The sequence below is a fragment of the Empedobacter sp. ULE_I140 genome (assembly GCF_053482575.1).
Genome location: NZ_JBQMTX010000001.1, coordinates 573,576 through 596,248, shown reverse-complemented (window position 1 = coordinate 596,248; position 22,673 = coordinate 573,576). Strand labels below are relative to the sequence as shown.

At 31.1% G+C, this 22,673-nt stretch carries 21 protein-coding genes, 5 tRNA genes and 1 pseudogene; 11 read left to right on the top strand and 16 right to left on the bottom strand.

Annotated elements, in window-relative coordinates; genetic code table 11:
* The first annotated feature begins 74 nt into the window (after nt 1-74).
* The gene (locus tag ACTS9J_RS02805; RefSeq protein WP_286495705.1) at nt 75-539 is read left to right on the top strand and encodes a hypothetical protein; all 465 of its coding nucleotides are present in this window, start codon (nt 75-77) and stop codon (nt 537-539) included.
* Between the two features lie 159 nt (nt 540-698).
* Nucleotides 699-2,054 (top strand): orotate phosphoribosyltransferase, encoded by a 1,356-nt coding sequence (locus ACTS9J_RS02800; RefSeq protein WP_448352817.1) that lies wholly within the window; start codon nt 699-701, stop codon nt 2,052-2,054.
* A 73-nt stretch (nt 2,055-2,127) separates the two neighbouring features.
* Here ACTS9J_RS02800 and ACTS9J_RS02795 read toward each other — a convergent pair whose 3' ends face one another.
* Nucleotides 2,128-3,579 (bottom strand): M20/M25/M40 family metallo-hydrolase, encoded by a 1,452-nt coding sequence (locus ACTS9J_RS02795; RefSeq protein ID WP_312208200.1) that lies wholly within the window; start codon nt 3,577-3,579, stop codon nt 2,128-2,130.
* 94 nt (nt 3,580-3,673) lie between these two features.
* Nucleotides 3,674-4,351, bottom strand: a complete 678-nt coding sequence (gene trmB / locus ACTS9J_RS02790; RefSeq protein ID WP_219033815.1) for a tRNA (guanosine(46)-N7)-methyltransferase TrmB — start codon at nt 4,349-4,351, stop codon at nt 3,674-3,676.
* Between the two features lie 135 nt (nt 4,352-4,486).
* Between trmB and ACTS9J_RS02785 the strand changes: the two genes are divergently transcribed.
* Both ACTS9J_RS02785 and ACTS9J_RS02780 read left to right on the top strand, forming a co-directional pair.
* Nucleotides 4,487-4,915, top strand: a complete 429-nt coding sequence (locus tag ACTS9J_RS02785; protein ID WP_114998669.1) for a hypothetical protein — start codon at nt 4,487-4,489, stop codon at nt 4,913-4,915.
* 179 nt (nt 4,916-5,094) lie between these two features.
* Entirely contained in the window at nt 5,095-5,568 is a 474-nt protein-coding gene (locus tag ACTS9J_RS02780; RefSeq protein WP_114998668.1) for a DUF6702 family protein, read from the top strand.
* A gap of 49 nt (nt 5,569-5,617) precedes the next feature.
* On the opposite strand, the gene ACTS9J_RS02775 is transcribed toward ACTS9J_RS02780, so the two are convergent.
* Both ACTS9J_RS02775 and ACTS9J_RS02770 read right to left on the bottom strand, forming a co-directional pair.
* The gene (locus ACTS9J_RS02775) at nt 5,618-6,874 is read right to left on the bottom strand and encodes a D-alanyl-D-alanine carboxypeptidase (protein ID WP_219033816.1); all 1,257 of its coding nucleotides are present in this window, start codon (nt 6,872-6,874) and stop codon (nt 5,618-5,620) included.
* Nucleotides 6,874-7,776, bottom strand: coding sequence for a mechanosensitive ion channel family protein (locus ACTS9J_RS02770; protein ID WP_221856081.1), 903 nt, complete (start codon nt 7,774-7,776; stop codon nt 6,874-6,876). Before ACTS9J_RS02770 ends, ACTS9J_RS02775 begins: the two co-directional genes overlap by 1 nt.
* Nucleotides 7,777-7,954: 178 nt before the next feature.
* Between ACTS9J_RS02770 and ACTS9J_RS02765 the strand changes: the two genes are divergently transcribed.
* The 4 genes from ACTS9J_RS02765 (at nt 7,955) to ACTS9J_RS02750 (ending at nt 13,023) form a co-directional block, all read left to right on the top strand.
* The gene (locus tag ACTS9J_RS02765) at nt 7,955-9,256 is read left to right on the top strand and encodes a DUF937 domain-containing protein (protein ID WP_448352816.1); all 1,302 of its coding nucleotides are present in this window, start codon (nt 7,955-7,957) and stop codon (nt 9,254-9,256) included.
* A 111-nt stretch (nt 9,257-9,367) separates the two neighbouring features.
* Entirely contained in the window at nt 9,368-10,498 is a 1,131-nt protein-coding gene (gene tgt / locus ACTS9J_RS02760) for a tRNA guanosine(34) transglycosylase Tgt (protein ID WP_291047836.1), read from the top strand.
* 1 nt (nt 10,499) lies between these two features.
* Nucleotides 10,500-11,594 carry an LptF/LptG family permease gene (locus ACTS9J_RS02755; RefSeq protein WP_291047838.1) on the top strand — a complete coding sequence of 365 codons (1,095 nt, stop codon included), beginning with the start codon at nt 10,500-10,502 and terminating at the stop codon, nt 11,592-11,594.
* Nucleotides 11,595-11,772: 178 nt separating this feature from the next.
* Nucleotides 11,773-13,023, top strand: coding sequence for an endonuclease/exonuclease/phosphatase family protein (locus ACTS9J_RS02750; protein WP_448352815.1), 1,251 nt, complete (start codon nt 11,773-11,775; stop codon nt 13,021-13,023).
* Nucleotides 13,024-13,262: 239 nt separating this feature from the next.
* On the opposite strand, the pseudogene ACTS9J_RS02745 reads toward ACTS9J_RS02750, so the two are convergent.
* Both ACTS9J_RS02745 and ACTS9J_RS02740 read right to left on the bottom strand, forming a co-directional pair.
* Nucleotides 13,263-14,143 (bottom strand): annotated as a pseudogene (locus ACTS9J_RS02745) (IS982 family transposase).
* A 227-nt stretch (nt 14,144-14,370) separates the two neighbouring features.
* A complete protein-coding gene (locus ACTS9J_RS02740; RefSeq protein ID WP_038337380.1) occupies nt 14,371-15,348 on the bottom strand; it encodes an IS110 family transposase in 978 nt (325 codons plus the stop codon).
* A 228-nt stretch (nt 15,349-15,576) separates the two neighbouring features.
* Between ACTS9J_RS02740 and ACTS9J_RS02735 the strand changes: the two genes are divergently transcribed.
* The 3 genes from ACTS9J_RS02735 (at nt 15,577) to ACTS9J_RS02725 (ending at nt 17,482) form a co-directional block, all read left to right on the top strand.
* The gene (locus ACTS9J_RS02735) at nt 15,577-16,005 is read left to right on the top strand and encodes a hypothetical protein (RefSeq protein ID WP_448352814.1); all 429 of its coding nucleotides are present in this window, start codon (nt 15,577-15,579) and stop codon (nt 16,003-16,005) included.
* The gene (locus ACTS9J_RS02730) at nt 16,002-16,490 is read left to right on the top strand and encodes a hypothetical protein (RefSeq protein WP_448352813.1); all 489 of its coding nucleotides are present in this window, start codon (nt 16,002-16,004) and stop codon (nt 16,488-16,490) included. Before ACTS9J_RS02735 ends, ACTS9J_RS02730 begins: the two co-directional genes overlap by 4 nt.
* An 89-nt stretch (nt 16,491-16,579) precedes the next feature.
* Nucleotides 16,580-17,482: a ketopantoate reductase family protein gene (locus ACTS9J_RS02725; protein ID WP_125349990.1), complete on the top strand. Its 903-nt coding sequence runs from the start codon at nt 16,580-16,582 to the stop codon at nt 17,480-17,482.
* A gap of 36 nt (nt 17,483-17,518) precedes the next feature.
* Here the strand turns inward: ACTS9J_RS02725 and ACTS9J_RS02720 are convergent, their stop codons facing one another.
* From ACTS9J_RS02720 to trpD, 10 genes are all read right to left on the bottom strand, one after another.
* Nucleotides 17,519-18,433: a hypothetical protein gene (locus ACTS9J_RS02720; protein ID WP_125349989.1), complete on the bottom strand. Its 915-nt coding sequence runs from the start codon at nt 18,431-18,433 to the stop codon at nt 17,519-17,521.
* Between the two features lie 47 nt (nt 18,434-18,480).
* Nucleotides 18,481-18,555 (bottom strand) — tRNA-Pro (locus ACTS9J_RS02715).
* 22 nt (nt 18,556-18,577) lie between these two features.
* A tRNA-Ser gene (locus ACTS9J_RS02710) sits at nt 18,578-18,661 on the bottom strand.
* A gap of 19 nt (nt 18,662-18,680) precedes the next feature.
* Nucleotides 18,681-18,754 (bottom strand) — tRNA-Arg (locus ACTS9J_RS02705).
* Nucleotides 18,755-18,778: 24 nt separating this feature from the next.
* Nucleotides 18,779-18,853 (bottom strand) — tRNA-Pro (locus ACTS9J_RS02700).
* A gap of 51 nt (nt 18,854-18,904) precedes the next feature.
* Nucleotides 18,905-18,979 (bottom strand) — tRNA-Pro (locus ACTS9J_RS02695).
* Between the two features lie 60 nt (nt 18,980-19,039).
* Nucleotides 19,040-20,224, bottom strand: coding sequence for a tryptophan synthase subunit beta (gene trpB, locus ACTS9J_RS02690; RefSeq protein ID WP_125349944.1), 1,185 nt, complete (start codon nt 20,222-20,224; stop codon nt 19,040-19,042).
* Between the two features lie 12 nt (nt 20,225-20,236).
* Nucleotides 20,237-20,908 carry a phosphoribosylanthranilate isomerase gene (locus ACTS9J_RS02685; protein ID WP_125349945.1) on the bottom strand — a complete coding sequence of 224 codons (672 nt, stop codon included), beginning with the start codon at nt 20,906-20,908 and terminating at the stop codon, nt 20,237-20,239.
* Complete coding sequence (gene trpC, locus ACTS9J_RS02680) at nt 20,905-21,690, bottom strand: indole-3-glycerol phosphate synthase TrpC (protein WP_125349946.1); 786 nt, start codon at nt 21,688-21,690, stop codon at nt 20,905-20,907. The genes ACTS9J_RS02685 and trpC overlap by 4 nt, the downstream gene beginning before the upstream one ends.
* On the bottom strand, nt 21,687-22,673 hold the full coding sequence (trpD, locus tag ACTS9J_RS02675; RefSeq protein ID WP_125349947.1) for an anthranilate phosphoribosyltransferase: 987 nt from the start codon (nt 22,671-22,673) through the stop codon (nt 21,687-21,689). The genes trpC and trpD overlap by 4 nt, the downstream gene beginning before the upstream one ends.

Sequence of the window (22,673 nt, the reverse complement as noted above, 5' to 3'; positions counted from 1 at the left end):
AAAATGTAGAACGAAAACTTCTTTTCTGAATTACATAAAAATTATATTTTTACGTAAATATTTAATTCTTATAAATGAAAGAATATATTAGTAGAAAATATAATAGTTTTTATAATGTGCTTATTATAATTGTTTTAAACATATTAATTCTATTTACTTCAGTAATTATTTTCACTTATTTAGACGAAATAATTGCAAAAAATAAATATGATGTCTTGATTTTTTGTATTTCATTTATACTAATTTTATGTGTTTTTATTCGGATTAATTATCAGATTAATGAAATAGTGTTAGATAATAACATTAACCAACTTACAATTAAAAAGGTATTTTCAAAAAAAACATTTAATCTTAATGAAGTTCAAGAAATTAATCAATTTGTACTTCCATATTTAAATTATATCAAAATAAATAACAAAAAGTTCTTTTTTATATCAAGAGCTATTGATCCTTTTGGTGATAATTTTACATTTAATAGCGAAGAAGATTTAGAAAACATAAGATGCACTATTGATTCAATAAAAAATAACATTAATTAAAAATTTTCATTTATTTTAAATACATAATATTTCACTTTTAGAACAAATTATAAATCAAATTAGTATAAATATTCAATTTTTATACATCTAAAAATTAATTTCCCTTAAAATGCCATAAATGACTCAAAAACCTATTAACTTTGCTCAAACATTACACAGATGCAACCAAGAGAAGATTTTTTATTGAAAGCTTACGAGCTGGGAATTATAAAATTTGGAAATTTTACTTTAAAAAGTGGTATAGAATCTCCTTTCTATGTCGATTTAAGACCTTTAGCTTCGAGTCCACAATTACTAAAAACTTTAGCAAATAACTTATTAGATTTAGTTGAAGATGTAGAATACGACTTGATTTGTGGTGTGCCTTATGCAGCTTTGCCAATGGCGACTACAATGAGTTTAACATCGAATATTCCTTTGATTATCAAACGTAAAGAAAACAAAGGTTACGGTACTAAACGTATGGTAGAAGGTGTTTTTACGGAAGGACAATCTTGTCTTTTGGTCGAAGATGTAATTACTTCTGGACAATCTTTATTAGAAACAATTGATCAAGTTGAGCGCGAAGGTTTACGTGTAAAAGATTTGGTGGTTGTTTTAGATCGTGCGCAAGGTGGATCTGAAAAATTGAAAGAAGAAGGTTACAATGTGAAAACGTTATTTACAATTCACGAGGTAATCGATATTTTACATAAATATCACCGTTTAAGTGATGATGAAGCGAAAAAAATCAAAGACTTTTTAGCTCTACCTCCAGAAGCGGTTCCTGCAAAACAACGTATTGCATTGGAAAACAAAAAAATTGTACATCCAGTTGGAAAACGTTTGGTTGAATTAGCATTGAAAAAACAATCTAACTTAATTGCTTCTGCAGATTTAATTACTTCTGAAGAAATTACAGATTTCGCTAAAAAGGTTGGTGATCATATTGTTGCGTTAAAATTACATTCAGATATTATTCAAGATTTTTCGGATAACTTAATTGTTGAGTTGAAAAAAATCGCACGTGAAAAAGAATTCTTATTATTCGAAGATCGCAAGTTTGGAGATATTGGAAATACGCAAGAATTACAATTTAAGAAATCGATTTACAAAATTTCTGATTGGGCAGATTTAGTAACTGTTCATCCAATTGGAGGTTTAGAATCATTAAAAGTTTTCGAAAATACCGGAGTTATCACAATTGTTGAAATGTCTTCGAAAGGAACATTGACTGATGATTATTACTTTACAAAAGCAATTAATGTTTCGGAACAATCTGGAAATGTTTTAGGAGCTGTTGCACAACGCCAAATTCCTGATAACTTGTTATTGTTTACGCCTGGTGTTAATATTTCTTCGACTGGAGATAGCAAAGGACAACAGTATAATACGCCAGAATTAGTTTTCAAAAATTACCACACAGACTTTATGATTGTTGGTCGTGGAATTTACAAAGCTGCTGATGTAAAAACTGCGGCAAAAGAATACCAAACGTTAGGTTGGGTTTCTTACCTACAAAGTTTGAATGACTAAGATTTAGATAAATTTCAAAAATATAAAAGCAAGCTATTTCAGCTTGCTTTTTGTTTTTTATTTGGTAAGAAATCTACTTCAATATAAATTTATGCGAAACACTATTTCCATTATCATCTTGAATTGTTGCGACATAAAATCCTGCTGATAAGTTAGAAAGATTTACACTTCCATTAGAATTTTCAGTATTTATCGTTTTAATCATTCGTCCTGTTGCATCAATAATTTTAATCGAAATTTGAGACTCAAAATTTAATTGATAATTCAATGTTTTGTTTGAAATATAAATTTTAGATGAATTTCTATCAACATCATTTGTCCCTAAAGTTGATGTTTTAGCAGCTTCAACCACATATTCGATTCCTAATTTTGTAAACTTCGTAGCATGCGTAGAGGTTTTCCCAAGAGTTGCATATGTATCATTTACAGAATGAATGTATGGATTGCTATCTTGCATTTTAGCCTCGAAAGGTAAAGTTGCCGCAAAACCATTATCCGACCAACTAAAATGATCTGAACATCCGTATCCACATTGTGAAGTATCATACGTGAATTGATGTAAACCAGTTTTGTTGTATTCGTCCATCAATTGCATCAAAAACGAATTGAGATTTGCATCACAATAAGCATCCGTCATCAAAATAACATCTTTCGTAGAACCTTTGTAATTCGTCATATCAAATTGTACATAACCTATTACATTTTTATTCTCCGAAGCGTATTTCTGCGCAATTTCTTTCGATCCTACTAAACCTATTTCTTCTGCTGCGTAAGCCATAATTTCGGTAGTTCGTTGCGGTTTGAAATTATTTTTTAACAACACACGCAAAACTTCGGTGATTGTTGCAATTCCAGATGCATTATCATCTGCTCCTGGTGCAAAAGTTTGATTTGCATTCCAACCAACAGTCGAATCGGCATGACCTCCAATAATCACAAATTCATCTTTCTTTTCAATTCCATTAAAAGTCAAAATCAACGACTTCATTGGCGTATTCACATGATCAACGATTCTTACAAATACGTCAGTTCGTCCTGCATCAGCAATCATTTTCACCCAAACTTCTTTCAATTTAAGAACCGCATTATTTGCTTCTTGTCGTGTATGATAACGCGTTTTGAAATCTTCTAACATCAAAATTGTTTTCTCAATTTCTTTGACATCAACATCATTCAATGCCGTAGTTATAAAAGCTTGTTCTGATATTGTATAATTGAAAGGTGCTTTTTTCTGAGATGGCTTTTCTTGAAGTGATTCTAGTGCATCTTCTTTCGAATTTCTAAAAATATAACCATGTCCATGCGCAAATTTTCCATGTAAACTTTCAGCAATTTCTGGATGAAAATAAATAGCAGAAAAATTATTTTTTGAAGAAATTATTTCAATAGAATCCGCATGATTTTTTTGTAAAAAAGCGGCATTCTCAGTCTCCATTGTCGCAAAAATGAAGTTTTCTCTGGTTTGCGCAAAAGAATAAAGCCCATTCAATAAAAATGTGGTAAGTAGTAAAAGTTTAGTTTTCATAAAAAATCATATTAGTGTAAAACAAATATATGATTAATAATGATTTATCGTATTTATCAAAACAAAAAAATCCATCTTTCGATGGATTTTTTTATTAATATTTTAATTGAAATTTTATATAGGTAATCTTTTTACCTTCTTCCAAAAATTTCGATTCATAATATGTTTGTACAGCTGTTACAATTTCTGGAATATCTGAATGATCTGGGTGATAAACATCGTGTGTAGAACGAATAACTTCGTGTCCTTCGATGTGAATAACACCATGTGTATATCCGTGTAAAAATTCAGAGTCCGTTTTTAAATTAACTGTTCCTTCAGGTTTTAAGATGGTATTGTAACGTCTCAAAAATTCAGGATCTGTTAAACGATGTTTTGTTCTTCTGTATTTGATTTGTGGATCTGGGAAAGTAATCCAAATTTCGCTCACTTCATTTTCTGCAAAAAGATGATCGATAATTTCGATTTGAGTTCGAAGAAATCCAGCATTTTCAATTCCTTCATCCAAACAAGTCTTAGCACCACGCCAAAATCTTGATCCTTTAATATCTACTCCGATAAAATTACGATCCTTGTCACGACGCGCCATTGCAACTGTATATTCTCCTTTTCCGCACCCAAGTTCTAACACAATTGGTTTGTCGTTCTTGAAAAATTCTTTGTTCCAATTTCCTTTTAATGCAAACTCGTTAATTGCCTCTTCTCGTGTTGGTTGAACAACATTCTGAAAAGTTTTATTTTCGTTAAATCTTCTGATTTTATCTTTTCCCATTTCGGATATATTTTGCGCGAAATTACGAGATTTTGATTAATCTAAAAAACTGTTCTGAAAACACATAAATATCATCAAATAGTATTTATGTAAAAAGGTTTGTTATTTTTGTATTGAAAAACTAAAATTAGAAAAATGGATTTTATCAAACAATTTCATAGTGGCTGGGCTTATCTTGTGATTTTGATGGGCGTTATCTTTGTGATTTCAACATTAATTTATGCGATTTCTAAAAAAGATACAAACGCAACAATAAAAAAAATCGGGTTATTTACAACCATTACTTTTCACGTTCAATTATTACTTGGATTAGTAAATTTAATAAAATTGGCTGTTGATGTTTCTGGGGCAGAAAACATTATGAAAAACGATATTTTAAGATTTAAGTTGATGGAACATCCATTAATTATGATTTCTGCTGTTATTTTTATGACGATTGCAAATGCAAAACTAAAACGCTCTATAACTGTACCAATGAGCGTCCCTATTTTTGCAATAGTTTCATTTCTATTAGTAGCTTTAGGAGTTTTCTTTTTATACCAAAATCAACTTTGGTTAGTTTAAAAATTAGAATAATTTCACTAAAAAGAGTATTAATAACTTAATACTCTTTTTATATTTTTATGTGATTTATAATTTTTTTATTCTAATTTCGTTATTAACAAGTCGCTAAAGCTTTCTTTTAAATTTTAAGAATCTTTGGCACTCGATTTGAAATAGACTTGTACAAACTAAGAAATAAAATGAAATACATAAAATATCTATTCTCTTTGCTTTTGGTTTTAGTAACTTTTAACCTAAACGCTCAAGATTTTCATACAGCAAATATCAAGGTTGATTACGAACAAGAAACTGGAACTTTAAATATCACTGCGCGTACATTTACCAATCAGTTGGAAAAAGCAGTTGGTGCTGATGTTTCAAACAAATCTAACTTCGAAAACAAGTTGAAAGCGTATGTAAATAGTAAAGTTGATGTAAAAGTAAATGGTAAAGCTTTGGGAACTTCTTATTATGGTTATCAGGTAAATGATAAATCGACACGAGTTTTTTTTAAGTTTGATAAAATTTCTAATATCAGCTCGATAGAACTAAAAGTAGCTTTGTTGACAGATATTTTTAATGATCAACAAAACATTGTAACTTTTGATGTCAAAAATAAAAAAGACACAAAAGTATTAACAGGAAATAACGACACCGTAAAGATGTCTTTCTAATAAAGCAAAAGCCTTCCGAAATCGGAAGGCTTTTTTATTTCAAATATGCTTAATAATTATCTCTAATAATTCGTAATAACTTTTCGTTCTCATTTCGAATCCAAGATAAATCTTTGATCGAATTATTATTCATCAAACTAAAAATTAACGTTCTTCCAGATTTCGTTTTCAAATAACCACTCAACGTTACATTATTGTTCAACGTTCCTGTTTTGGCATAAATATAAGGTTGCGCCGAATCTTTGTATCTATTTTTGATTGTTCCAGTTTTACCACCTATTGGGAAAATAGAAAACAAACGTTGCTCGGGAAATTCGTTGTACATTTTCCCCAAAACTTGAGCAAAACTTTGCGGTGTAAACAAATTATAACGCGATAATCCCGAACCGTCAAACCATTCTGGTTGTTGTTTCAAATCATTCAACAAATATCTTTTAGAAAAGGTAATCGTTTCAGAAGCGCTCAATTTTCCTGGTAAAGTACTCGAAGCTAAAATCAATAAATGTTCCGCCAAAAAATTATCGCTATTTTCCATCATTTCGCGGTAAACATCATCTGATTTCTGACTATAAAACACTTTCGGATTATTGATCATTGGCGTTTTGACCATATCAACAGGTTTACCCAAAATTTGCGACAACGATTTTTCTATCACCGTTTCATTCACTATAAAAGGAACTTTTTCTGTTCGTTTTTTATTACTGATATAAAATTTATTATCATAAAAATTCCTCGGCTCTGGCATTTCTCTAATTTCTGTTAATTCTTCAAAATATGTCGGAAATGTTTTGATTGAACTTCCATTTTTCGAAATTGAAACTAAATTTTCATGAATTGGAAATTGACTTCTTTCTGGTGCATAATCTTTTCTAAAATCGTCCCAAGTCCAACCTGGTAGAAAAGATTCTTCGTCGAAATTATTCCAATGAAAAACAATTTTAGAACCATTATTTTTCAAAAAATCTACCGCTCGTGTATTTTTATATTTTGGATGCAAAAAAGTTGGATCTCCAGTTCCTTCGATATGCAATTCGTCACCAATCAACTGATATTTGAATGCAGGGATAGAATCGTTCAACATTTTCATTGCTGTATACAACGTAAAAATTTTGGTATTTGATGCTGGAATAAAAAATTTATTCCCGTTATAATTATAGATTTCTTCTTTCGTGATTGGATCATACAAATAAAATCCTGTGAATTGAGTGGAATAGAAATCAGAATTGAGATGTTTCTCAATTAATTCGATCTGCGCAAATAGATGCACAGACGAAAAAATTGATAATATAGTAAGTAAATACTTCATTAATCTTTATTATCGAAAGGAACTGTTGGCGAATTACTATCATTCTTAATAATCATCTCTGTATGCGGATAAGGCATCGAGATATTATTATCGTCTAATGCATATTTCACCGCGCGATACAATTGCCAATAAGCCGTCCAATAATCACTATTCTTCACATAACAACGCACAGCCAAATTCACAGAACTTGCTGCAAATTCTAAAATCTCAACCGTTTTAGATTGTGTATCATCAACCAATTCATTTTTCTCTAAAACATTCAACAAAACTTCGCGCGCTTTGTCAAAATCATCATCATAAGAAATACCAACATTCACATCTAATCGACGATATTCTTTGACGGAATAATTGGTAATTGGATTATTAAACAAATTTGCATTTGGTAGCGTCACAACCTGCCCTTTTCCAGTAGCAATCACTGTATTTAATAAACTGATTGATTCGACAGTTCCTTCATTTCCTTGTGAAACAATATAATCTCCTACTTTAAACGGTTTGAAAATAATAATTAGAATTCCCGCTGCAAAATTTGACAAAGACCCTTGCAAAGCTAAACCAATTGCTAAACCAGCTCCTCCCAGTGCTGCGATTAAACCGGAAGCATCTAAACCTAATCGTGAAACAACAAACATTATCACGATCATTTTTAGAACAATATTTATAATCGGAATAAGAAAAGTACGAATAGATAGATCCACATTACGAGTAATCATACGTTTTTCAATCAATTTTTTCAATTTGCCCGCCAACCATAAACCAATTACTAACGTAAATATCGCAGAGACTAAACTCCACCCCACTTCAGACCCTTTCGTAATTAACCAGTTCGTAATATATTCTACATCTTTGATAGGTGTTGAAATCACATCTTGCAAACTATCTACCTTGTCTTGCTCTTGCATAATTATTCTTTTTTATTAGTAATTCAGTTGATAAAATTAGTTCCAATCTAACATCTTTTCAAAAAAATAGAAAAATTATCATTTTTTTTAACTAATTTTAATAAATATGAATATTGGTACAATATTCGTTAAGAACAAATTACAACTTAAAAAAGGCTATAATTAAAAATTAAAATCTATGAACATTATTGAATTAGTAAAAGGGTATATTACCCCAGATTTGATCTCGAAAACTTCATCAGAATTAGGTGAAAATGAATCGGGAATTTCTAAAGCAATCAATGCATTCATTCCTATTCTTTTAGGAGGTGTTTTAGAAAAAAAGAATTCTACTACAGGCTTATTTCATACCATCAAATCTTTTGGTGCTTCTCGTGGATTAGCAAATATTTCGACAGAACAAGAAACACCCGACACGATTAAAGAATTAATCAATGTTATTTTTGGTTCGAATGCTCAACCAATCGTTTCTAAAATTGCTGAATATGCAGGGATTTCGACAGGTTCATCTTCAAAATTATTAGACTTAACAGCTTTAACAACTTTTGGATCTATTGGAAAAGAAGCCGAATTTAACAATGTAACAGAAGCTGATTTCTTTTCATCTTTAGGAGGAATTAAAGATAAAATTTTAGGATTAATTCCAACTGGTTTAGGACTTGGAGCTTTAGGTTTAGGAACAATGTTTAATGATGCGCCTAAAATCACTGAAACAATAGATGTTGCAAAAGATCATGTAACTGAAACTATTACAGAAACAAGAAAAGTAGTTGATGTAGAACCGGAAGAAAAACCTTATGTAGCGCCAGTTGATGCTTACGCAGAAACTCATAACAACAATGGTGGCGGAGGTTTTTGGAAATGGTTAATTCCATTAATTTTAGTTGCTTTAGCGGCCTTTTTCTTATTAAAAAAATGCAATAAGAACGAAGAAAAAACTGTTGTTACAGAAGAAACTGAAATTGTGGTTGATTCATTGAATGAGGATTCTCTAAACGCTGCACCGAAAGAATTATCTGATATCGATTTAGATGGTGTTGCATTGAAAGGATATGCAAATGGATTAGAAGATCAAATTATCAAATTTATCAAAGCGCCAGATTTTGCAACAATGACAGAAGATCAATTGAAAGAAAAATGGTTCAACTTTGATAATGTTAACTTCGTTTTTGGTAAAACAGATCAATTAGAGCCAGGTTCTGACGTTCAATTAGATAATGTTGCTGCAATTTTGAAAAAATATCCAACAGCAAAAATTAAACTTGGAGCATACACAGATAAAGTTGGTGATGATGCGAAAAACAAAGAAATTTCTCAAAAAAGAGCAGATTACTTAAAAGCTGAATTAACAAAACGTGGTGTTGGTGCACAAGTTATTGCTGCCGAAGGTTACGGAGAAGAATTTGCAAAAGTAGCTGAAACAGCTTCTGACACAGAAAGAGCTTCTGACCGCAAAATGTCATTACGTTTCACAAAATAATCATTTCATAAAATTTCTAAATAAGGGTAAAGACAACTTTATCCTTATTTTTTTGTTATTTTTTTCGAAACCAACTCGCAACAAGCTAAACAATTAATATCTTTGCACACTATGAAATTTTCAATCGATAAAAAAGACGAATTTTCTAAGGCAAGAGCTGGTGTTGTAGAAACCGATCATGGTAAAATCGAAACACCTATTTTTATGCCAGTTGGTACAGTTGGTACAGTAAAATCTGTTCACCAACGTGAATTAGAAGAAGATATTAAAGCCCAAATCATTCTTGGAAATACTTATCATTTGTATTTGCGTCCAGGAACTGATATTTTGCACAGAGCGGGCGGATTACATAAATTTATGAATTGGCAAAAACCAATCTTAACAGATTCTGGAGGATTCCAAGTGTATTCTTTAGCGACAAGTCGTAAAAAATCTGAAGAAGGTGTGCGTTTCAAATCGCATATCGATGGTTCTTACCACATGTTTACGCCAGAAAAATCAATGGAAATTCAACGTTATATCGGAGCTGATATTTTTATGGCTTTTGATGAATTAACAGGAATTCCAGCAAAATATCACGATGCAAAACGTGCTATGCACATGACACATCGTTGGTTGGAGCGTTGTAGAACTTGGTTAAACAATAATCCTGAATATTACGATCACAAACAAACGCTTTTCCCAATTGTACAAGGAAATGATTTCAAAGATTTGCGTCAAGAATCAGCAAAATATATTGCGGATTTCGGTGCAGAAGGAAATGCTATTGGTGGATTATCTGTTGGTGAACCAGAACCTGTGATGTACGAAATGACGGATATCGTAACAGAAATTCTTCCGCAAGATAAACCTCGTTATTTAATGGGAGTTGGAACACCTTGGAATATCATCGAATGTATTGCTTTAGGAGTTGATATGTTCGACTGTGTTATGCCAACGCGTAATGCACGTAACGCCATGTTGTTCACGTGGAATGGTGTTATGAATATGAAAAATGCAAAATGGAAAGATTGTTTTGAACCATTAGACGAAAACGGGACTAGCTATGTGGATAGTTATTACACAAAAGCCTATGTTCGTCATTTGTTCAATGCCAACGAAGCTTTAGGAAAACAAATTGCATCTGTTCATAACCTTGCGTTTTATTTAGATTTGGTAAGAGTTGCAAGACAGCATATTTTAGCAGGAGATTTCGCTCAATGGAAAGAACAAATTGTTCCACAATTAAAACAACGTCTGTAGTTTGAAAATAATTGATAAATACATCATCCGAAACTTTATCGGAACCTTTATCTTCATGGTTTTGATTTTGTCTACTATCGCTGTTATTGTCGATCTTAGTCAAAAATTAGGACGTATTAATGATAGTGGTTCTACAGCTTTTTCGGCTTTAACCCAATTTTACCCTTATTGGTCTATTTGGATTATTAACACCTTTTTACCAATTGCCGTTTTTATCACTGTGATCTATTTTACATCACGACTGACGATGCAAACCGAAATTGTAGGTGTGCTTTCGGGTGGTATTAGTTTTTATCGATTTACACTTCCATATATTTGGGTTGCTATATTTTTAGCAATTTCCGCTTTATTAGTAGGAAATGTAGTTTTACCTTGGGCAAATATTAAAAAAAATAAATACCAATATACCCATTTATTGAGTAATAACGACAAGGAAGAATATTACAAACGACAACGTATCGGTTCGCAAATTTCTCCTGATGAGTTTGTTTTTGTGGATAGTTATGACAGAACTGAAAAATTAGGAAGTTCTTTTATGTATCAAAAATTTGATTCGACTGAGTTGAAAAAACAAATCATCGCTTCAAGTTTTAATTGGAATGATAAAGATTCTACTTATGCATTAATGAGTGTTTACACACGCGAAATTAACAAGGATAAAACTGAAAAGTTAAATTACGAAGCCAATACAAATTTGAAGTTACCAGCTTCTCCTGACGAAATTTTACCAGAAGAATATGTTGCCGAAACAATGAATACCTTCGAATTAAATGAATTTATTCAGAAACAAAAAGCAAAAGGTTCTGCCAATGTAAATACATACGAAAATGAATTAAATAACCGTTTGAGCGGTCCATTTTCAACTATTATTTTGACACTTTTGGCTCTATCGCTTTCATCTAAAAAACGTCGTGGAGGAATCGGAATCAATCTTGCAGTTGGTATTTCGTTAGCGTTTGTCTACATTTTCTTCTCGCAAACAACGTCTACGTTTTCCGAAAAAGGATATGTTTCGCCACTTGTCGCCTCGTGGATACCAAACATCGTCTTCGGATTACTAACTTTGTTTTTATATTTCAGACGAGCTCGTTCATAAAATATTTCAAAAATCCAGTTTCGAAAAGAACTGGATTTTTTATTTGATATTAAACCAATTATATTTTTAATTAAAAGAATATTTTTTTTATTCAATTGATAATAAGTAACTTTAAAATATTCTAAATTAATTTCTTAGATTTAAAAAAAGTTGAAGTGTAAAACTAAAATCAATTGATATGAAAAAAAATTTACTCCTTTTATTTTTAATCCTTTCGGTTTCTATTTTTTCACAAGAAACATTAAATACAATGTTTTATAATGTGTTCAAATTTCCGAATTCACTTCCTCAAAATCGTCAATTGATCTTAAGAGATATTTTAGACGAATACAAACCAGATATATTTATGATTTGTGAATTAGTAACAGAAAATGGCGCTGATTTAATCTTAAATACATCTTTGCAAAATCAACCTGATAAATTTGCTCGCGCACTTTTTGTGGCTGATACAACGAAATTAGATGATCCGTTACAAACAATGGTTTTTTATAATACACGTAAATTGACGTTGGTTAATCAACAAAAAATCCCAACAGTTTATCGCGACATCAATCAATATTCTTTTCAATTAAATATTACTTCAAACGATCCCATTCATTTAGAAGTTTTTGTTGCGCATCTAAAATCAAGTACAGGACCTGCAAATCGTCAAATGCGTTTGGAAATGGTGCAAGAAGTCACAAAATCCTTGAAAAAATTAACGCAACCTAATACATATGTTCTTTTTGCTGGAGATTTTAATTTTTATAATTCATCAGAACCAGCTTATCAAGAAATTATCAATCCGGCAAATGCTATTTTGATGATTGATCCATTAAATGCACTTGGAAATTGGCAAGACAATCCAGCTTTTAGTTATTTACATACACAAAGTACACGCGTTTCTAACATAGGTTTTGGAAGCGGAACTAATGCAGGGGCAAGTGGCGGTTTGGACGATCGCTTTGATTTTATTGTGATGAGTGAAAATTTCAAAAACAGCTCACGTTTTTCTTTTATAAACGATAGTTATAAAGCGTATGGAAATAATGGAGATTGTTTGAATAAAGACGTTAAAGATCCTGATTGTACGGGCATTTACTCTCAAACTCTACGAACTAATTTGTACAATATGAGTGATCATTTACCTGTTGTCATGCAATTTAAAATTCATGAGAATTTGAGCACAAAATCAATTGAATCAAAACCTTTTATCTGGTTAAAATCAGCAAATATTACGAATGATAAAATTATAATTGGTATTGATAAAACACAATTAAATACTCAAAATAATATACTTTTCATTTACAATTCAGTTGGACAAAGTGTACAATCGGTTCGTATTAATAATCAATCAAATATAACGATTGATTGTCAAAGCTTAGCTTCTGGAATTTATTATATAAAAACAAAAGAATCGAACGAAATTTTAAAGTTTATAAAAAAATAATATTTTTATAAACAATAAATCCAATATGAAATATTTTATTCTGATACTTTTTACATTTCTCTTATTTAATTCTTGTGAAAATGAACAGATAATTCACTCTAATTTAATTAAAGAAAGTGAAAAATTTTTCGAAAAAAGAAATATAAATTCTAAAGATTTTAAAACCCTATTTTATATCAAAAAAGGTGATGATTATGCTCATTATGTTTTAAAATATTATAAAGTACCCGTTGTGCATTTTAAATAATTTGAGTTTTTAGATTATTAATATTTCGATTAAAGTATGTTTTATTAATGTACTGAACCACAGTAAGTGCAGTAATTTTAGCTAAAATTCTGGTTTTAAACCCTTCGAAAGTCTTTGCATAATTTCGTCTAATCATAAACTGATCACATAGTTGAGAAAATAACGTTTCAATTCTTTTTCGATACTTTTTGAATGGATAAAACTGAGGTTTATACTCTTTTTGATTGGATCTTTTCGGTGTTTCTAATCGAATATTAGCTTCATTAAATAAGTCAATTTGAATTGTTTGTAACAAATAATCTCTGTCATCAAGTAGTATTCAATATGATAGTTGAGATTTTATATATTTCAAAAAATGAAAATCATGAACAGATGCAGGACTAATATCAATACTCTGGAAAACACCTATTAAAGAACAAACAGCATAAATTTTATAGTCTTAAAAAGACATTTGCTGAGAAGCACAAAAACCTCTATTTAGTACACTATACTGATATTCCTTTCAAATTTTTAAGCGATTAATTCTTGCTATTTTACACACTTCAAATGGTATACTATCAACGATAAAACAATTTTCAAATTCATTAAATTCTTTCGCTAATTTGAGTTGAATACTATTAATTTTCGCTGATAATCTCCCTTAAGTACTACGATTGTAAATACTTCGCTCAATTTTACACTTAGCACTATAGGAAGATTTCGAAATAAATGATTTTCACTATCAATACCCATAAATTGAGCTGTTAAGACAAGACTGATGAGTTCTAAATCAAAAAGTTTAGGTCTTCTACGTTGATAAATTAAAAGTGTATCTGTTGATATTTTTCGTAGAACTTCCAATATTCTTTCGTAATTTGCAAGTAAGTTGTTCATTGTGAATGTTTTGTGGTTAAAACAATTTGCTGATTTTCAATCAAATGAACAACTAATCAAAATGCACAACGGGTTATAAAGTGATTAACAATGACTCTTTAATCATCTATTTTACAAGAGATGATACAGCTGATTATTTTACGGAACCAAATAATCATTTTGCAAATTATTATTTACATCACTAACAAAATCATTCAAATTCAATAAAAATTAAGTCATACTGATTTCTATGACAAAACCAAGTTATTTTTATAAATATTTTGATTTTTAATTAGTGCATAAATTCTGTGAATTATTTTATTTCTGACTGCGTTTAAGACCGACATTTTATTTTTCCCTTCTTCTACCTTTCGATGATAATAAATAGCCAAGTCATTATCTAAACGAATAGCACTCATTGCAGCTAAATGCAATAGTTTCTTCAAATCTTTATCAGCCATTGATGAAACTTTCGGTTTTCGCCTTATGGAAGTTCCAGATTGAAAATCAAATGGAGCTATTCCAGCATAGCAAGCCATTTGTCTAGGTGTATTTATGGTTGTAAAACCATCTGTTTTAATCAACATATTAAATGCTAAAACTTTTCCTACACCAGGAATTGATTGTATTCTTTTATAATGATTATGAAGCTGTTCATCTTCGTTAATTAATTGATAGATTCTTTCTTCTATTTCATTAATTTGTTTCGTTAAGACATCAATAAGCTTAGTGTTTAAGCGTAATACAGCTTTATCCATAGTTGATTTTAAGAATTGTTCATCTTTTGCTTGAGCTAGTAATCCTGCTCTTATTTTAACGCGATGTTTTCTTTCAGCATTCAATAATTTTATCTTTTCAATGACTTTCGAATTAGGCTTCCACTGTTGAAGATCCATATAATTTTTAAGTAAAAATACAGCAATACGTTCGCTGTCAATTTTATCATTTTTACCTCTAACTAATCCCATACTTTTTTTCAAATGCAAAGGATTGATGACATAAACAGCAAAAGAATGTTGAATTAATACGTTGTAAAGAAGGATGTTAAATCTCCCTGTATTCTCCATTCCAATTAGAATATTTTGTCTCTTAACAAATTGTTTCAAAAAAGATTTGATAGCTTTTTCAGTATTAGCAATAGTATCAAAACGATTCACTCCATTTTCTTGAATGCAGATGTCTAAAGTTAATTTACTCACATCAATACCAATAACAATTTTTTCCATAAATTTGAATTTAATGAGAAGAGAAACTTATCAATAACTCGATTCCTTACTAATGGGTTTTTAACCCGAATTTCTATTTGAGAATTTGATAAGAAAGAGTTGAGTCTTAATCAGAATATGAGATTATATAGCTCTGAACTCGTTATAGTGTACTCAAACTCTTTTCTCTTCTTTTTATACTACAATTTAAGATTTTCAAATCTAAAGGAACTCGAAGTTTATTTTGTGGTGAATGATAATCAAAAATCATATTTTGTTGATTATAAAGAGAAATTTAAAAAGTCAGTTGGAAAGAAATTTGGAACTAAAACTCCAATCAATGAACGATTTTTAATTGCGTTGATGGATGATTACGATATAGAATCTCCTAAAGTAGAAGTATATCAAAAATTTGTTGATGAAAATCCTCAAAGTAAAACGATGCAATTTGTGAATATTTTTGCTTATAATTTTAATCTTATTTGGGATGATGATAAAAAAGATTATTCTTCTATGAATGATTTTATAGAAAAATATCAAGATAATTGTTTGCAAAATTTTGAGAGTTTTAACAACGATACTTCTGCCGATATTTTTTCTGAATTTGAAGAGATTATTGCGTTAGGATACAATTGCGATTATGCTTTGAATGTCTTGCTCCTGCAAATAATCGATTGAATATTCTGAATCAAAAAACAGGATTTACTTTAAATAAAATTGCAAATGCAGAACCAATTCCAAGAATGGTTGTGACGTCAAATGCTTCTCAAATTGGATTGTCGGCTTATGAATGGTTAGGTGAGGAAATGATGTTAATTTCAAGCTTGAAAATTTCGGATGAAGAGAAAACTCTTCTGAATTATTTTGCCGTAAATGAAACATACAATTATATCAATCATGTCAACAATCTATATGTTTTATTTGAAGCGATTCAGAAAATGCCCTCACAATTAGCGAAATCTGCGAATAATAAATCTGTTGAAAAAATTGCTGCAAAAGATAATTGGAAGAAAATAAATCAATTGTATGATGTATTGAAAAAGAATTTTCAAAAAGAGAATGAAATAGCTGTAGATTCTAGCTCAAAACTTGATGATTTGCGTAATTTGATTTATTATTTGTATCTCAATCCAAAAGAATTGTCAAAAGTTTATCAAAACTAATTATAACCGAAATATTAAATTTTTTCAAAGACTTTAATTCGTAAATGTTGTAGATTTTATTTTAAATTTATCTTCTAAATAACAAAAAAATGAAATCAATTTATTTTCTTGGATTGGGAGCTTTAGGAGCAAAATATGCAGCGAGTTTTTATGAATATAATCCAGAAATTGTAAGTGTAATTGTAGATGAGGAGCGAAAAAATCGATACGAAAAATCGCAAATTTTTGTGAATGATAAAGCGTATGATTTTAATTATGTCACAAAAATCGAGGAGAATAATTATCCAGATTATATATTTTTAGTCGTTAAAAGTTCACATTTACAGCAAGCGATAGAAGATATGAAGCCTTTTGTTGGTGAAAACACAATGATTGTAAGTTTGATGAACGGAATTTCTTCTGAACGTGTTTTGGCAGATCATTTTGGATGGGATCGTGTGGTGAATGCAGTTGCATATATGGATGCTGTAAAAGTTGATAATCGCGTGACGTTTTCGAGTATAGGAAAAATTATTTTTGGGAAAATGGATTCAATTAATCATGATAAATTAGTCGATTTACATGAATTGATGAATGTTGCTGAAATTCCAAATCAATTATCGGATGATATTCAGAAAGCGCAGTGGGCGAAATATTTGGTAAATGTTGTCGGAAATCAATTGACGTTTTTGTTGGAGTTTCCATATGGACAATTTCGTACCAATCAACATCTCGAGGTTTTAATGGATATGATTTCTAATGAAGTTCTTGCAGTTGGGAATGCACATGGAGTTGCAATTGGTCAAGAAGAAGTGGATCGAATGAAATCTACGATGAAAATTGTGGATGAATTTGGTAAAACTTCGATGTTACAAGATCGCGAAGCAAAACGATATTCGGAAGTGGATGAATTTGCAGGCGAAATTATCAGTTTAGGAAAACAATATAATATTCCGACACCTTACAACGAGTTCATTTATAATATGGTAAAATCAATCGAAGAAACATATTAAAATAGTCATAAAGTCATTCAATTTTGGATGACTTTTTTATTTGAAATCAATCGCTTTTGGATAAGCAACTTTCTGAATAATATAAATCGATAGCATAAAAAATATACTCATGATTAATGTTGCAACAGGTAAATATTTTATCGAGTCAGAAGGTAAAATCATTGGTAAAATAACCATTGCAAAAGCAGGAGGTAAGCGTAAATCTGTTAATTTCAAAATAAACATTACGATAATCAAATCGATCAAGCCAATGATTAACCAATTATCAAGATAATGCATTGTTAAACAACCAGCCATTGTAGCCATGAACATTACAAGAATACGTTTTAGACGTACGGTTAATTTTAATGTTGGATTATTTAAAGATTCAAAAGAAATTACGATAATAGGTGGAATAGCAGAGAAATGTGCAAAACCGCTAAAATAACAAGCTGTAAACCAAACTACACATAATCCGATTAACCATCTGTTATGGCTTGTATAAATCATTGGAACCGCATTTTCAGTTGGTTTTAGTTTGAATATTTTTATTGATAGAAAAAGTAAAAAGACAAATAGAAATATCGCATATAGAAATACAAAAGATTCTGTATTTGTAACAATTGGTAATAATCCCGTAGCTAATGCTGGCGCAAGTTGACTTTTAAAAATTTTCAGGACAATTAACATTGCAACCAATACCAATGCTAATTTGAATGATAATATAATCGGTAAAAAATTAATCCCAAATCCTAAAATAGCAGTTATGGATGGAAGTAAAAAAATATGAAATGGTCGTTGTAGCCATTTATTTTCTCGAAACGTTAAAATTCCGACAGATAATGCAGCAACTTCTGGTAAAATAATTTCTTTATCATCATAAATCATTGCTGTTCCAATCATGATTAAAATAAATAGAAAAGCGACAGAGTATGAGACAAAAGATTCTTTATTACCTAAGATAGATTTCATGAAATAAATGTATAAAAAAAACCTTTGCAAATATACAAAGGTTTTTGTCGGGGTGGCAGGATTCGAACCTGCGACCTCCTGCTCCCAAAGCAGGCGCGATGACCGGGCTACGCTACACCCCGATTCGGTCATTCAAAAAAAATGCGGAGAGACAGGGACTCGAACCCTGGCATCGGTTTCCCGATGACAGATTAGCAATCTGCTCCATTACCGCTCTGGCACCTCTCCTGGTTTTTAATAAAACGTGTGATCCAGTCAGGATTCGAACCTGAGACCTACTGCTTAGAAGGCAGTTGCTCTATCCAGCTGAGCTACTGGACCGATCCAAAAATTCATTGAATTTTGTCGGGGTGGCAGGATTCGAACCTGCGACCTCCTGCTCCCAAAGCAGGCGCGATGACCGGGCTACGCTACACCCCGATTCGGTCATTCTTTTACGATAAATCTTTCTATTTTCGGATGAAAATTTTGTCGGGGTGGCAGGATTCGAACCTGCGACCTCCTGCTCCCAAAGCAGGCGCGATGACCGGGCTACGCTACACCCCGATAGATTTCATTATCGTGGGTGCAAATGTAAGGTGATTTTTGAAAATTAACCAAATATTTTTAAGAATATTTTTCGGAAACTTTCATATATGTTTCTAAATCTTTATCTCCTCTTCCTGAAAGATTCAGAATCACAATGTCTTGCGGTTTAAAATTAATTTTTTCTAAAGCAGCTAAAGCGTGAGAAGATTCTAATGCAGGAATGATTCCTTCCTCTTTTGTCAACATAAAAGCAGCTTCCAAGGCTTCATCATCTGTTGCATTTAAGAATTCAGCACGTCCAGTTTTGAACAAATGCGCATGTAAAGGACCAACGCCAGGATAATCTAATCCAGCCGAAATTGAATAAGGTTCAACAATTTGTCCATCTTTATCTTGCATCAATAATGTTCGACTTCCGTGAATAATTCCTTCTGTTCCTTTGATAGTTGTAGCAGCAGTTTCTCCAGATTCTACGCCCAAACCTGCCGCTTCAACCGCGATTAATTTGACAGAATCATCATTTAAAAAATGATAAAAAGCTCCCGCAGCATTACTTCCGCCACCAACACAAGCAATCACGTAATCAGGATTTTCTTTCCCATATTTCTCTTTCATTTGTGCTTTAATTTCTTCTGAAATAATCGCTTGGAATTTCGTTACCATTGCTGGATAAGGATGAGGACCAACTACAGAACCAATGATGTAAAAAGTTTCAGGATTATTGATCCAATAACGAATCGCTTCATTTGTTGCATCTTTCAAGGTTTTACTTCCTGAGGTTGCTGGAATAACTTCTGCACCTAACATTTTCATTCGTGCAACATTTGGTGCTTGACGAGCAATGTCAATTTCTCCCATAAAAACGATACATTCTAATCCCATCAACGCACAAACAGTAGCAGTTGCAACACCATGTTGTCCAGCACCAGTTTCGGCAATAATTTTGGTTTTACCCATTCGTTTTGCTAAAAGAGCTTGACCAATCGCATTATTGATTTTATGTGCACCTGTATGATTCAAATCTTCACGCTTTAATAAAATATTGGTGTTATATCTTTTTGAAAGATTTGGTGCAAAATACAATGGACTTGGTCGACCAACGTAATCTTTTAATAACAAATTAAATTCATTTTTGAATTCGTCTGTATCGATATATTGTGCTAAAGCTTCAGATAATTCTTCACAATTATGATGTAATAACTCTGGGATAAATGCTCCTCCAAATTCACCATAAAAACCTCTTTCGTCAACTTCGTATTTCATTTTGTTTCTTTTTTAATTTTGTTCAATTCGTCCATCAATTGTATCGATAAACTGTTTTACTTCGTCAGTTTTTTTTATTCCTGGTGCTGACTCAAAACCACTATTGATATCAAATCCAATACATTTCGGATGCTGAAAATTTTTCAAGATAAATGCATCTTCAAGTGTTATTCCGCCACTTAATAAAAAGGGTATTGATAACTGATAATTTGTTAACAATTGCCAATCAAATTTCTTTCCAGTTCCTCCGTAATTATTTGATTTTGTATCGAAAACAAAACTATCAATAACTTGTTGATAAGTGGTTAATTGTTGAAAATCTTCAATCGATTTTATGCCAACGGCTTTCCAAATTTTAAAGTCTAAAAAGTTTTCATCAGTTAATAATCGTTGATGTTTTTGATTGATTAATTCTTCACAAAAGTCAGCTGTTTCATCACCATGTAATTGGACAACATCTAATTTATATTCTTCAACTTTTTCGAGAATTTTCTCGACTGATTCATTCACGAAAACGCCAACTTTTTCTGCATTCGGAAAAACTTCAAAAATAGATTCGTCTTCTACAAATCTTTTTGATTTTGGATAGAAAATAAAGCCTACATAATCGGGTTCGATTGCTGCAATTTCTTTAAAATTTTCGATGTTATTATTTCCGCAAACCTTTACTTGAAAACGTTTCATTTTGATTCTTTTACAAATTGCTCAAATGCTTGAGATGGATTATCTGCTTTCATAAAATTTTCACCAATTAAAAATGCCTGAAATCCAGCTTGTCTTAATTCTTTTACTGTTTTAGGATCAGAAATTCCACTTTCCGCAACTTTAATTAAATCGGTTGGTAATTGTTTCAAGATTTGTTTTGATTTTTCAATATCAACTTCGAAATTTTTCAAATTACGATTGTTAATTCCAATCAAATCAATGAATTCATTTACCTTTTCTAATTGATCTTCTGAATGTAATTCCAATAAAACTTCTAATCCAATTCCCTTAGCAGTTTTAGCTAAATTATAGACTTCGTCTTTTGTTAAACATTCTGCAATTAATAACATCAAATCTGCACCAATCGCTTTTGTTTCGTACACTTGAAATTCATCAACAATAAAATCTTTACGCAAAACAGGAATATTCAACACTTCTTTTGCTTGTTTTAAATCATCAAAACTTCCGCCAAAAAATTGCTCATCTGTTAAAACAGAAACGACAGAAGCACCAAACTTTTCGTAACCGGAAACAACTTCTTTTACATTTGCGTCTTTGTTAATAAAACCTTTCGATGGTGATTTTCGCTTAAATTCTGCAATAATTCCAGATTTTAATTTATCTAAAATTGAAGCTTTTGTAGATTTAACAGGAAGCAAAAAATTTTCTGAATTTCTAAAACTTTCTATTGATTGAGTTTTCTGTTTTTCTAAAATTTCAATACGTTTTTGCGCGACAATTTCGTCTAATATCGTTTTCATGGTTTCATTAATTTTTGGAATACATTCAATGCTTTTTTACTGTCTAAACTTTCGTTCGCAATTGCTACACATTCGATTAAATCTTTGGTTGGATAAATTGTTTTAAGCGCTAAAGCAGCATTTGCTAAAACAACTTCTTTTTGTGCTTTAGTTGAATTTCCTTCTAAAACGCTCAAAAATATTTTTGAATTTTCTTCGATTGATTTTCCTCCTTTTATCTCATCAGGTTGAAGAATATTTAAACCAAAATCTTTACTTTCTAAAACAAATTCCCCCGAATTATTGAACACTTTTGTAGGCGATGTCAACGAAACTTCATCATAACCAGCCAACGCAGTCGAAATCGAATATTTCACGCCCGAATTTTGCATCACATAATGATATAATCGAGCAGTTTTGACATCATATGTTCCTAAATTTTGAAATTCTGGTTGAACAGGATTCACCAAAGGCCCCATTAAATTGAAAAATGTTTTTATCGCCAAACCTTTTCTAATCGGAGCAACTTTCGCTAAAGCCGGATGAAAGAGTGGCGCATGTAAAAATGTAATTCCAACTTCTTCGAACTCACGTTTTAATTTATCTTGATTAACAGAAAATTCGTAACCAAAATTATCCAACATATTCGAAGAACCGCTTACAGACGACGTTCCGTAATTTCCTTGTTTAATAATTTTCTCTCCAGCTCCAGCCAAGACAAAACAACTCAATGTCGAAATATTAAAAGTGTCTTTTCCGTCACCGCCCGTTCCTACAACATCAATCGCTTGCTTTGGTAAATTAACTTTGATGCATAAATCTAACAACGCTCGACGATATCCTTTTAATTCTTCCAACGTAATGTTACGCATATTAAAAATGGTCATAAATGAAGCTAATTCGACAGCCGAATATTTTTCTTCCGAAATTTCCACCATAATTTGATAGGCTTCATTTTCGCTCAAAGTATAATTTTCGAATAATAAATTTAATAATTTTTTCAT

Excerpts from the sequence above, each read along its gene's own strand:
- ACTS9J_RS02765 (WP_448352816.1), top strand. The coding sequence starts at position 7,955 with ATGAACATTATTGAATTAGTAAAAGGGTATATTACCCCAGATTTGATC.
- ACTS9J_RS02725 (WP_125349990.1), top strand. The coding sequence starts at position 16,580 with ATGAAATCAATTTATTTTCTTGGATTGGGAGCTTTAGGAGCAAAATAT.
- trpD (WP_125349947.1), bottom strand. The coding sequence starts at position 22,673 with ATGAAAAAATTATTAAATTTATTATTCGAAAATTATACTTTGAGCGAA.
- ACTS9J_RS02685 (WP_125349945.1), bottom strand. The coding sequence starts at position 20,908 with ATGAAACGTTTTCAAGTAAAGGTTTGCGGAAATAATAACATCGAAAAT.
- ACTS9J_RS02800 (WP_448352817.1), top strand. The coding sequence starts at position 699 with ATGCAACCAAGAGAAGATTTTTTATTGAAAGCTTACGAGCTGGGAATT.
- ACTS9J_RS02740 (WP_038337380.1), bottom strand. The coding sequence starts at position 15,348 with ATGGAAAAAATTGTTATTGGTATTGATGTGAGTAAATTAACTTTAGAC.
- ACTS9J_RS02785 (WP_114998669.1), top strand. The coding sequence starts at position 4,487 with ATGGATTTTATCAAACAATTTCATAGTGGCTGGGCTTATCTTGTGATT.
- ACTS9J_RS02750 (WP_448352815.1), top strand. The coding sequence starts at position 11,773 with ATGAAAAAAAATTTACTCCTTTTATTTTTAATCCTTTCGGTTTCTATT.
- trmB (WP_219033815.1), bottom strand. The coding sequence starts at position 4,351 with ATGGGAAAAGATAAAATCAGAAGATTTAACGAAAATAAAACTTTTCAG.
- ACTS9J_RS02770 (WP_221856081.1), bottom strand. The coding sequence starts at position 7,776 with ATGCAAGAGCAAGACAAGGTAGATAGTTTGCAAGATGTGATTTCAACA.
- trpB (WP_125349944.1), bottom strand. The coding sequence starts at position 20,224 with ATGAAATACGAAGTTGACGAAAGAGGTTTTTATGGTGAATTTGGAGGA.
- ACTS9J_RS02775 (WP_219033816.1), bottom strand. The coding sequence starts at position 6,874 with ATGAAGTATTTACTTACTATATTATCAATTTTTTCGTCTGTGCATCTA.
- ACTS9J_RS02805 (WP_286495705.1), top strand. The coding sequence starts at position 75 with ATGAAAGAATATATTAGTAGAAAATATAATAGTTTTTATAATGTGCTT.
- ACTS9J_RS02795 (WP_312208200.1), bottom strand. The coding sequence starts at position 3,579 with ATGAAAACTAAACTTTTACTACTTACCACATTTTTATTGAATGGGCTT.
- tgt (WP_291047836.1), top strand. The coding sequence starts at position 9,368 with ATGAAATTTTCAATCGATAAAAAAGACGAATTTTCTAAGGCAAGAGCT.
- ACTS9J_RS02780 (WP_114998668.1), top strand. The coding sequence starts at position 5,095 with ATGAAATACATAAAATATCTATTCTCTTTGCTTTTGGTTTTAGTAACT.
- ACTS9J_RS02720 (WP_125349989.1), bottom strand. The coding sequence starts at position 18,433 with ATGAAATCTATCTTAGGTAATAAAGAATCTTTTGTCTCATACTCTGTC.
- trpC (WP_125349946.1), bottom strand. The coding sequence starts at position 21,690 with ATGAAAACGATATTAGACGAAATTGTCGCGCAAAAACGTATTGAAATT.